This is a genomic window from Nocardiopsis sp. SBT366 (assembly GCF_001083815.1).
GTDB lineage: Bacteria > Actinomycetota > Actinomycetes > Streptosporangiales > Streptosporangiaceae > Nocardiopsis > Nocardiopsis prasina.
The window spans coordinates 20,944-30,142 of the sequence record NZ_LAVM01000070.1 but is presented as its reverse complement, the minus strand read 5'-3'; the positions used below and the strand labels follow the sequence as shown (position 1 = coordinate 30,142).

Below are 9,199 nucleotides of genomic sequence, written 5' to 3'. Positions count from 1 at the left end.
CACCGCGCCGGTGGTGGGGATGGCCCGCCACCGCCATCAGCTCCACCCTCCTCCTGGGCCTGACCACCCTGGAAACCCTCGGCCGAACCCTCACCCACGAGATCGGCATCCCGACCTGAACCGACAAAAGCTGGGGCCCGGCACCCGCCGGGCCCCAGCCACCCCGCCCACGCCAGGAACATAGGCCCATGTGGGCGAGCGTGGTCGCGACCTCGGCTCTCCATCCCTGCATGCGCGGGGAGCAGCGGGTCGGGACTGGGGATTCGCCCCCCAAAACCAGCCCCGCGTGCGCGGGGAGCAGGGCCTCCCGAGGCGGAGGGCCTGGTGGCTGTCAGTCCGTCACAAACCGAGCTCCCTGGCCACATCCTCGGCGGACACGACCTCGGCATCGCCTGACCGGATCTCCTCCAGCCTCTGGCGCGCGACCTGGGCATCCCGCTGGTCGAGCAGCTCCTCACAGCACAACGCCTTGACCAGGAATCCCTCCATCACTGACCGGCACCTTCCACAAGGTCCAGCACTCGACGCAGGTTCTCCTCGGGCGAGTTGGCCGCCGAGTCCAGCAACAGGTGCGATTCCTCCCACGGCTCCCAGAGCTTCTTCATGTGCTGGACGTGCTCCCACGAGACCGTGTCAGGCCAACAGGGGATGCCCCTGGACCTGGCTTCCAATCGACTCCGCTGCGCTTTTTCATCCGAGCAGACGCACTCCACCCCGACGAACCTCCCACCCATGCGTTCGGTGATCGACCGCCACTGAATCCGCTGAGCCCTGGTGTGCCCTGTCGCGTCGATGATCGCGCTCATACCCAGGCTCAGCTGACGTGCCACAGCGGAGGTCATCATCAGCTCGGCCATCGGGGACCTGTTGTCAGGACGCAGGACCCCGAACCCCACCACCGCGCCAAGCTGCCAGTCCATGGAGAACACCGGCGCGTTCACCACGCGGCCCAGCCTCTCGGCCACCGTGCTCTTGCCGGTGCCGGGCACACCGGCGACGAGCACCACTACCGGACGGTCGGAGTCCCCGGTGGACGGCGGCGGCGTGAGCCTCTCGTACTGGGCCAAGGCCCAGTCGGCGCGCAGGAGCTGGAACTTCTCACGTGCCGTCGCCAGGCCTCGCCCCGTGTCGGTGTCGCTCAGGGCGCGTAACCACCCCAGCGGCAGGTACTCGCACCGCACGGTGACGTCGCCGTAGAGTTCCGCTTCCCGGCCCGCCCGCTCCAGCAGCACCGTTCGGTCGATCGAGGTCGGACTCGTGGGGAGGTCGATCCTGGAGACCAGCTCCGCGACCATTCCGGTGGGCTCCGTCCTCAATCTGGTCCAGAGGTGTTCCACCAGCACCGAGCGGTCGCTTCCGGTCACCTCGTCGAGCACCCGCTCAGCAGTCTGATCCAGGGGAAGATCGATCACAGCGTTCCCACTCCGTTCTTCGTCACCGGAGTCATCCCCGCGTGCACGGGAAACAGAGCCTTGATGCGTGTCGGGTGATGCGATCTCGGGGAGACTCCCCTCTCGACTCCGGGGGCGCGCGGGCACCCACACCACCTCGCCCCGGGGCCTCCCAGGCCGTGTCTCAGGTAGCGGGTGAGCCTTGGACGGACAGTTCCACGGCCAGTTCCATACAGCGTTGGCGGGCTGGGGAGAAGTCGTAGGGCATCTTGCCGAGGGCTTCGAACGCGCTCATGGATCCTGCCTCCCTCCTGCCAGTGCTGAGGTGGGTCTCGTCCTCGCCGTCATCAGCAGGAGCAGGGTGCAAAGTGTCCCAGGCGTCGAAGAGGGCATCGTCGTCCTCGTCCAGGCCGGACTCCTCGATGACGGCATTCAGTGCGCTTTCGAAGTTGTGCCGTTCGGCGGCCACTTGGGCCACCCGTGGATCGTCGACGGCGACGGTGTCGTCGAGTGCCTCCTCGGCGGCATCGATGCGGTCGGAGTCCTCCCGCAGAGGGGGATGCGTGGCCAGGGCGATGAAGCGGGTGGCCTGGACGGCCGCGCCGAGCGGGCCGAGAATCCGCTCAGTAACCAGCAGAGTGTCCAGGTCCGCCTGACGCAGGGAGCCCTCGGGCAGGCTCCTGAGGCGTTCGGTGACGAAGTCGGAGAGCAGACCCATCCGGCTGCCTTCGGTGCGCATCCGCTGCACGGCGGTCCGTTGCCGCCGCAGTTCTGTTTCCTGCTCGGCGAGGGTTTCCTCCAACCGCTCCAGGGTGCCCCCGATACCGTCTCCGCTGTCGGCGCTGACGGGATTCGTGCCGGTGTTGAAGGCGTCACGGATGTCGTCCAGGGCGATTCCGGCGTCGGCCATCCTGCGAATCCACAGCAGGCGGATCATGTCCTCGTGCCCGTACCGGCGGCGGCCATCGCCGCCCCGTTCAGGCTCGGGGAGCAGACCGATCTCGTGGTAGTGGCGAATCGCCCGTGGCGTAGTGCCGACGAAGGCCGCCGCGTCACCGATCTTGACCTGACGGGGTGGCACAAGAGACACCTGCATGGGCGGGGACCTTCCTCAAGGGGTCGGGACGTGAGTCCACTGGACCACATGCCGCTACGGAAGGTGCAACCCCTACGTACCGCCCCGCGCCCATGCCCCGCGCCCTTCACCTGATGCCGTCGCCTCGCACCGAACCGCGAGTTCACCGAACCGGGTCGTCACAGCCCGGAGCTGCTGGGGACGGCTGATCCCGCCGACCGCGTGCCGGGCCCTGCGGGCCTCGCGGTTGAGGACGGGCGGACGGCGACAGCGGCAGTGTCCTGCGGCCGCGGACCTGATCGACCGGTTCAGGAAGCGTGTACCTCATGCCAAGTCTGCGCAGGTAGGCGCGATTCGCTCAGAGGTTCCGGTGGACCTCACGACGACCACGCCTTCGTCGAGCATGCTCCTGCCGTGGGACTCATACCGTGACCAGGTGCACGTCGTCCGTGCCGATCGCGTCCACGTAGGCCGCGATGTCCCCCGGGTCGCTGGTGAACACCACGGCGCTACGGTGCTTCACGGCGGTCCAGGCGACGAGGGCGTCCACGGCGTCCGGGCGCTTCTTCGCGGGGAGGGCCGCCACACCCAGAACCGCGCCGATACGCCGCCAGTCGGTGATGTCCGGAGCCGCCGCACACGCGATGCACTCCGGCTGCCCAGCGCCCGTGGGCCGCAGAGCAGAGGGAGATGACCGGGCTTGGGGAACCGTGCACTCCTTCAGGACCGCGCTCATAGCGTGCACGGTCGCCGGATCCGGACGCCATGCCTGGGCCAGGACTGGGCCGGGGACCACGGGCCGGTGCGCGGAGCGTAGGAGCCCCCGATGCATCTGAACTGCCTTGGCCTTGCGCGCCGCCAAGGCAATGAGCATTCCCGTGTCGTAGACCGGAACGCGAGCGCTCACGCCACCTCGCCCCTGCTTCGAGTCTGGGTCTCCCCGACGCCATAGACCAGGTTCATCGCCTCGTCGACCTCACGGCGCTCATCCGCGCTCAGAGAGTCTTCGCCAACCTCGTCGACGGGCCCGTGGGCCTCGGCCCGCCCTTCGGCTTCGGAGATCAGCGCGTCGATGCCCTCGAACTCCGCCTCTGCGGCCTCAGCCTCGGCCATCTGGCGGATCGCCGCGTTGACCAGGTAGGACGACACGTCCATACCCGCACGGTCGGCGTGGGACCGGACGCGTTCCGCTTCATCCGGATCGAGGCTGATACTGATGCGAACCTTCGCCATACCACGATCGTAATACGAGTATTACGCCATGTCCAGTGAGCACCGTCGGAGTGGGACTCACCTGCCCCACCCCTGACCCTCCTAGTGCTTGAAGTGGACGAACAGTCTTCCGAAGTTCTTCGAGTCCTTCTCGACGCGGTGGTAGCGGGCCTTGACGTCCTTGCGGTCGAGGAAGCGCAAGACCCGCTTCTTCAACTGCCCCGAGCCCTTGCCCGGGATGATCTCGATGGTCTTGGCGCGCTTCCGTTCGGCCTCGTCCATGATGTCGTTCAGGGCCTTGTCAATGCTGGTGCCCTTGTTGAAGATGTCGTGCAGGTCGAGCTTGAGTCGCATCCTCTTCCCTTCCTCGATGGCCCGGATGATACGCGCAGGGACCACGCCAGACCCAGGAGGGTGAGGGCCGCCAGTGCGCCTGCTGCGGTGAGGGTGAGGGCGTCGGGAGCGACCACGGACTGGCCCCGGAGGGCCTGCCAGACGGCCAGCACCATGAGACCCGCGTAGGCGGCGCCCGCCACGGAGACCAGCCGGAGGCGGGTGCCGTCGTCGTTCAGACGGGGATGGCGGGTGCCGAGGGCGATCAGGAGCAGCGCCAGCAGGACCATCACCTGGAGCCCGTGGATCCCCACGAAGTGACCGACCCTGAGATCGCCGCCGACGGTGCTCCAGCCGACGACGGGCAGACCGGGACCGCCGTCGGGCAGCCCCACCGTGTGGGCTCCGATCACGTCGGAGGCTCCGGTGGCCTGTTCCGGGGTGGGGCCCGTCATGAGCGGGCCCACCGCCATGCCGAGGAGGGCGATGCCCATGCCGATCCGGATCGCCCAGGTGGTGCTGCGCTCCCGCACCCGCTGGATCATGAGGATCACCGCGAGGGCGAAGGTGGCGAACCACAGGACCATGATCAGGACGCCCATCACCGTGTAGAGCGTGGCGTCGAGCGGGGTGGCGTTGTTGAAGTGGCTCATCCGCCCGCGCCCCGCCTGCGTAACGAGCAGGACCATCTCCCCCGCGGTCATGGCGGCGACCACGGTGCCGAGCCACCAGGCGGTCCGCCTGCCTCGGGTGAGCAGGGACAGCAGCCAGGCGAGGGTGACGTCGTGGACGATCATCGACAGTGCGAACTTCGCCGGTTTGAGCCAGGCCGGGTCGCCGTTGACGAGACGGTCGTCCACGATGAGGCCGACGACGCTGACGAGGAGGATGACGACGAAGAGGTACGTGGCCAGCATGAGGGGCCGGTGCCAGGGAGTGAACATGGGGGGACTCCTTAAACAGATAGCTCCACTATCCATTACGGATACTCCTACTATCCATAAGAGGCCGCGCGGACGCAAGGGCGTTCGCGCTCGAAGGGACGGCATGCGCATCTCGGAACTGAGCCGGAGCTCGGGGGTCCCCGTACCGAGCATCAAGTTCTACCTACGGGAGGGCCTCCTTCACCGTGGCGAGCTCACCAGCCCCAACCAGGCCCGATACGACGAGAGCCACCTCAACCGGCTCCGCCTGGTCAGCGCCCTCACCGAGGTCGGCGGGCTCTCCGTGGCCGGTGCACGGGACGTGCTCGCGGTGATCGACGCCGAGGAACCCAACCTGGACGACCTCATGGGCGTCACCCTCAAGGCCGTGGACCCCAAGGGCGACGCCGAACCGTCCGAGGACGCGCTCGCGGAGGTGGACTCCCTCGCCGACCGGCACGGCTGGTATGTCCACCCGGACTCGCCGCTGCGCGAGGAGGTGGCCCGGGTGATCTCCGCCCTGCGGGACTCCGGGATCGACCTGGGACAGGAGTGGGTCGACGGCTACGCGCGCGCCGCCGACGACGTGGCCCGGCGGGACCACGAGGTCCTCGGCGAACTGGACGGCCTGGACGAGGTGCTCAGGACCGTCGTGGTCGGCACCGTCCTGGGCGAACGACTCCTGGCGGCGCTGCGACGCATGGCGCAGGCCAGCGAGGCCCATCACCGCTACGGGGTGTGACCCGGGTCTACAGCTGGAGCGCGAAACACATCCTGTCGTGGCCCGGGCCGTCGTAGTCCTCGAACGGTCCGGTCACGGTGAATCCGATCGCCCGGTGGAAGGTGATCGAGCGCTCGTTGGACGGTGAGGTGACCGCGCGTACCAGGGAACGCCCGTCGGCACGGGCGGCGTCGGCGAACAGGCTGTACATCTCCCTTCCCAGCCCCGAACGCCGATGCCTCGGCGCCACCCCGGTGAAGTGCACGTAGGCCTCCTCCGGCCGGTCCGGGCTCCGAAACCCCACCAGGAAGCCCGCGATCTCCTCGTCGTCCTCGACGGCCAGGGACGTCCCTCCGAAGTGGTCGAGGAACAGACGGGGCAGGATGTGCGCGACCGGCCTCCCCCACCAGTCGTCGCACACGGCGATGATCCGCCCGTGGTCGTCGGGCACCGCGTTCCGAACCGTGACCCCGCCGGGTCCACGGCTCTCGAACTCACCGCTCCATGCGTTCATCGAAGGCTTCCTCCAAGGGTTCGGGTACCCCGGGACCGCGGTCCTACGCCGCCCGGGCCGGAGGGCCTGACCGCGAGCTGGAGGGACGCGTCAGAGCGTTCGGTGTCGTCAGCGGCTGATGCCGTCGAGTTCAGTGACGTCCTGGGCTGACAGCGGGAGCGCGGCACCGGTGATGTTCTCGCGCAGGTGCGCGACCTTGGAGGTGCCGGGGATGAGGAGGATGTTCTCCGAGCGCCGCAGCAGCCATGCGAGGGCGACGGCCATCGGCGTGGAATCCAGTCGCGCGGCCACGTTCGACAGGGCGTCTGCTTGAAGAGGTGTGAACCCTCCCAGAGGGAAGAACGGGACGTAGGCGATCCCGTCGGCGGCGAGTTCGTCGATCAGCGAGTCGTCCCGACGGTTGGCGAGGTTGTACATGTTCTGCACGCACACGATCGGGGCGGCCTCGCGGGCTTCGGCGACCTGCTCCGCGGTGACGTTGCTGACCCCGAGCCTACGAATCAGTCCCTGCTGTTGGAGCTCGACGAGGGTCTCCATGGCTTCGGTGACAGAACCGGGCTGCGGCCCGGTGGCGTCCCCCATGCGCATGTTGACCAGGTCGAGGGTCTCCATGCCGAGGGATTCGAGGTTCTCCCGGACCTGCTGGCGCAGGTCCTCAGGGGCCCGGGCGATGGGCCAGCCGCCGTCGGCGTCGCGGGTCGCTCCGACCTTGGTCGCGATCAGCACCGACTCCCCGTAAGGGTGCAGGGCCTCACGGATCAGCTGGTTGGTGACGCGCGGGCCGTAGGCGTAGCTGGTGTCGATGTGGGTAATGCCCTGTTCGACAGCCTCACGCAGCACCGCGATCGCACCGTCGTGGTCGGCGGGAGGCCCCATCACCCAGGGGCCCACGAGCTGCATGGCCCCGTACCCGAATCGGGTGACGGTGCGGCCGCCGAGGTTCCAGGTGCCGCCGGGCGGCGTGGTCGGGGTTGTGGTCATCTCGTCGTGCCTTCCTAGCGTGCGGGTGGGGGTGGTTCCCCACCCTCACGTGCACCAGTATTGGAGAGCAACTCTCTTGTAGGAAGTACGCACTTGGAAGTGCGTTACCTCCCCGCGTGAAAGGTGATCGTCGTGGCGACAACGACCGCAGCCGAGAGCCGGGAACAGCACAGGAACGCCTACAACGCGTTCTTCGCTCTGTGTCCGAGCCGCCAGCTCCTGGACCGGCTCTCGGGCAAGTGGGTCGTACTGATCCTGTGCGCCCTCGGCGGTGACGGCCCTGGCAGCTCGGGAGAGCCCACGTCCCTTCGGTACTCGGAGCTGTCCCGCCGGATCGCGGGGGTCAGCCAGAAGATGCTCACCCAGACCCTCCGATCCTTGGAACGGGACGGGTTCGTCACTCGCACCGTCACCCCGACCGTCCCGGTGACGGTCGACTATGCGCTGACCGACCTCGGCCACTCGCTCCACCAGACCACCCGCCAGCTCAGGACCTGGGCACAGGAACACATGGATACCGTCCAGGCCAACCGCGACCGCTACGACAGGCACGACTGACACCCGCACAGCCACTGCTCGGTTCCCGTACCCGACGGCGAGACACGGAAAGCCACTGGGACCATCCGTCCCGCGCCGGGATCATCGAAGTCGTGAACGACAAGGAGATCCGTCGCGCGTCCAGGTTCCTGGTCCTGCGCCACGATCGCGGCCGGGTCGGCCTCGACCTCGACCCCCAGGGCTGGTCAGGGTCGAGGCCCTGCTCTCGGGCTGCCGCCGCGCCGGGTTCGGCCTGATCTACGAGGAACTGCGGGAGATCGTCGGACCGACGGCAAGAAGCGCTTCGCCCTCAGCCCCGACGGACTGCGCATCCGCGCCCAGCAGGGGCACGCGGTGGACGCGGACCTCTCCCTGGAGGCGGCGCCCCCACCGGAACTGCTCTTCCACGGAACCGTCGGGCGGTTCCTGCCCGCGATCCACCGTGAGGGGCTGCTCCCGATGAACCGCCACCACGCGCACCTGTCGGCGGACCGGGAGACCGCCCGCGGGGGTCGGCGCGCGCCGGGGTTCGCCGGTCGTGCTCACCGTGGACGCGGCCCGCATGTACGCCGACGGCCACCGGTTCGGGGTCAGCGGGAACGGGGTGCGGCCGACCGACTCCGTCCCGCCCGGGTGCCTGCTCGCCTGACGCGGGGTACCGCTACCCCGGTTTGACCGCCGAGAAGATCGCCGTCCCGGGGATCATCCGGCCGCGCACCGGCCCCCAGCCGCCCCACACCTGGTCGTTCCCCTCGGGCCACTCCGGCTCGACCATGTCCCGGAACTCCAGCCCCGCCGCCACGATCCCCCGCAACCAGTCGCCCACGGTGTGGTGGTGTTCCACGTAGACCGCCCGGCCCTCGTCGTCCTCCTCCACGTAGGCGCGGCGGTCGAAGTAGCTCTGCCGCACGGTCAACCCCTGCTCGGTGGGGTCGTCCGGGAAGCACCAACGGATCGGGTGCGTCACCGAGAACACGAACCGTCCGCCGGGCCTGAGCACCCGCCCGGCCTCGGCCAGGGCCGTCTCGGCGGCGGGCACGAACGGAAAGGCTCCGAACGAGGAGAAGACGACGTCGAAGGAGCCCGTGGCGAACGGCATCCGCTGCGCGTCGGCCTGCACCGCGGGCAGCCGGTGCCCGGTCTGCTCGTCGATCCTCCGGGAGTGCTGGAGCTGCCGCCGGGCCAGGTCGAACCCCACGACCTCCCGCACCCCACGGGACCGCAGCCACCGGCCGCACTGCCCGGCACCGCAGCCGACCTCCAGGACCCGCTTGCCGTCCAGGTCGCCCAGCAGCCGCACGTCGGCCTCGTCCACGCCCTCGGGCGACCAGACGAACCCCACGTCACGGAGGAATTCGCCGTGCTCGGCCTGGTAGGCGTCAGCGGCACCGTCCCACCACAGCCGACCGGCGCGGGCGCTCTCGTCGCCCGCCACGGCACGCCGCTCCACCCAACCGGGAGCCGGGTAGTCCATCTGATCGTCCACGTTGCTCCTCGGGCTGCTGACGCGGC

At 68.9% G+C, this 9,199-nt stretch carries 13 protein-coding genes and 1 pseudogene; 4 read left to right on the top strand and 10 right to left on the bottom strand.

Annotated elements, in window-relative coordinates; translation table 11 throughout:
• Window positions 1-339: 339 nt before the first annotated feature.
• The 7 genes from ADX84_RS26420 to ADX84_RS19440 form a co-directional block, all read right to left on the bottom strand.
• Window positions 340-492 (bottom strand): hypothetical protein, encoded by a 153-nt coding sequence (locus tag ADX84_RS26420; RefSeq protein ID WP_199776644.1) that lies wholly within the window; start codon window positions 490-492, stop codon window positions 340-342.
• The gene (locus ADX84_RS19465; protein WP_049577203.1) at window positions 489-1,412 is read right to left on the bottom strand and encodes an AAA family ATPase; all 924 of its coding nucleotides are present in this window, start codon (window positions 1,410-1,412) and stop codon (window positions 489-491) included. Before ADX84_RS19465 ends, ADX84_RS26420 begins: the two co-directional genes overlap by 4 nt.
• A 163-nt stretch (window positions 1,413-1,575) precedes the next feature.
• On the bottom strand, window positions 1,576-2,487 hold the full coding sequence (locus tag ADX84_RS19460) for a MerR family transcriptional regulator (protein ID WP_049577200.1): 912 nt from the start codon (window positions 2,485-2,487) through the stop codon (window positions 1,576-1,578).
• 400 nt (window positions 2,488-2,887) lie between these two features.
• Window positions 2,888-3,373 (bottom strand): hypothetical protein, encoded by a 486-nt coding sequence (locus ADX84_RS19455; protein WP_082206625.1) that lies wholly within the window; start codon window positions 3,371-3,373, stop codon window positions 2,888-2,890.
• A complete protein-coding gene (locus ADX84_RS19450; RefSeq protein WP_049577196.1) occupies window positions 3,370-3,699 on the bottom strand; it encodes a plasmid mobilization protein in 330 nt (109 codons plus the stop codon). Before ADX84_RS19450 ends, ADX84_RS19455 begins: the two co-directional genes overlap by 4 nt.
• Before the next feature lie 81 nt (window positions 3,700-3,780).
• Window positions 3,781-4,032 carry a Smr/MutS family protein gene (locus ADX84_RS19445; RefSeq protein WP_049577193.1) on the bottom strand — a complete coding sequence of 84 codons (252 nt, stop codon included), beginning with the start codon at window positions 4,030-4,032 and terminating at the stop codon, window positions 3,781-3,783.
• Window positions 3,969-4,955 carry a hypothetical protein gene (locus ADX84_RS19440; protein ID WP_234004075.1) on the bottom strand — a complete coding sequence of 329 codons (987 nt, stop codon included), beginning with the start codon at window positions 4,953-4,955 and terminating at the stop codon, window positions 3,969-3,971. The genes ADX84_RS19445 and ADX84_RS19440 overlap by 64 nt, the downstream gene beginning before the upstream one ends.
• A gap of 103 nt (window positions 4,956-5,058) precedes the next feature.
• On the opposite strand from ADX84_RS19440, the gene ADX84_RS19435 reads away from it, so the two are divergent.
• Window positions 5,059-5,676: a MerR family transcriptional regulator gene (locus ADX84_RS19435; RefSeq protein WP_049577188.1), complete on the top strand. Its 618-nt coding sequence runs from the start codon at window positions 5,059-5,061 to the stop codon at window positions 5,674-5,676.
• A gap of 7 nt (window positions 5,677-5,683) precedes the next feature.
• Here ADX84_RS19435 and ADX84_RS19430 read toward each other — a convergent pair whose 3' ends face one another.
• Both ADX84_RS19430 and ADX84_RS19425 read right to left on the bottom strand, forming a co-directional pair.
• On the bottom strand, window positions 5,684-6,169 hold the full coding sequence (locus ADX84_RS19430; RefSeq protein WP_049577184.1) for a GNAT family N-acetyltransferase: 486 nt from the start codon (window positions 6,167-6,169) through the stop codon (window positions 5,684-5,686).
• A 108-nt stretch (window positions 6,170-6,277) separates the two neighbouring features.
• Entirely contained in the window at window positions 6,278-7,150 is an 873-nt protein-coding gene (locus tag ADX84_RS19425; RefSeq protein WP_049577181.1) for an aldo/keto reductase family oxidoreductase, read from the bottom strand.
• Window positions 7,151-7,282: 132 nt separating this feature from the next.
• Here ADX84_RS19425 and ADX84_RS19420 point away from each other — a divergent pair, with 132 nt between their 5' ends.
• The 3 genes and pseudogenes from ADX84_RS19420 to ADX84_RS27120 all read left to right on the top strand — a co-directional run.
• Window positions 7,283-7,708 (top strand): helix-turn-helix domain-containing protein, encoded by a 426-nt coding sequence (locus ADX84_RS19420; protein WP_049577217.1) that lies wholly within the window; start codon window positions 7,283-7,285, stop codon window positions 7,706-7,708.
• Between the two features lie 92 nt (window positions 7,709-7,800).
• A complete protein-coding gene (locus tag ADX84_RS27125; RefSeq protein ID WP_307869259.1) occupies window positions 7,801-7,944 on the top strand; it encodes a hypothetical protein in 144 nt (47 codons plus the stop codon).
• Window positions 7,919-8,125 (top strand): annotated as a pseudogene (locus ADX84_RS27120) (RNA 2'-phosphotransferase); the annotation flags it as partial. The gene ADX84_RS27125 and the pseudogene ADX84_RS27120, both read left to right, overlap by 26 nt.
• Window positions 8,126-8,348: 223 nt before the next feature.
• Here the strand turns inward: ADX84_RS27120 and ADX84_RS19410 are convergent.
• Complete coding sequence (locus ADX84_RS19410) at window positions 8,349-9,173, bottom strand: class I SAM-dependent methyltransferase (protein WP_199776643.1); 825 nt, start codon at window positions 9,171-9,173, stop codon at window positions 8,349-8,351.
• Between the last annotated feature and the right edge of the window lie 26 nt (window positions 9,174-9,199).

Coding starts and splice junctions, on each gene's coding strand:
- ADX84_RS19460 (WP_049577200.1), bottom strand. CDS start 2,487: ATGCAGGTGTCTCTTGTGCCACCCCGTCAGGTCAAGATCGGTGACGCG.
- ADX84_RS19450 (WP_049577196.1), bottom strand. CDS start 3,699: ATGGCGAAGGTTCGCATCAGTATCAGCCTCGATCCGGATGAAGCGGAA.
- ADX84_RS19445 (WP_049577193.1), bottom strand. CDS start 4,032: ATGCGACTCAAGCTCGACCTGCACGACATCTTCAACAAGGGCACCAGC.
- ADX84_RS19440 (WP_234004075.1), bottom strand. CDS start 4,955: ATGTTCACTCCCTGGCACCGGCCCCTCATGCTGGCCACGTACCTCTTC.
- ADX84_RS19435 (WP_049577188.1), top strand. CDS start 5,059: ATGCGCATCTCGGAACTGAGCCGGAGCTCGGGGGTCCCCGTACCGAGC.
- ADX84_RS19430 (WP_049577184.1), bottom strand. CDS start 6,169: ATGAACGCATGGAGCGGTGAGTTCGAGAGCCGTGGACCCGGCGGGGTC.
- ADX84_RS19425 (WP_049577181.1), bottom strand. CDS start 7,150: ATGACCACAACCCCGACCACGCCGCCCGGCGGCACCTGGAACCTCGGC.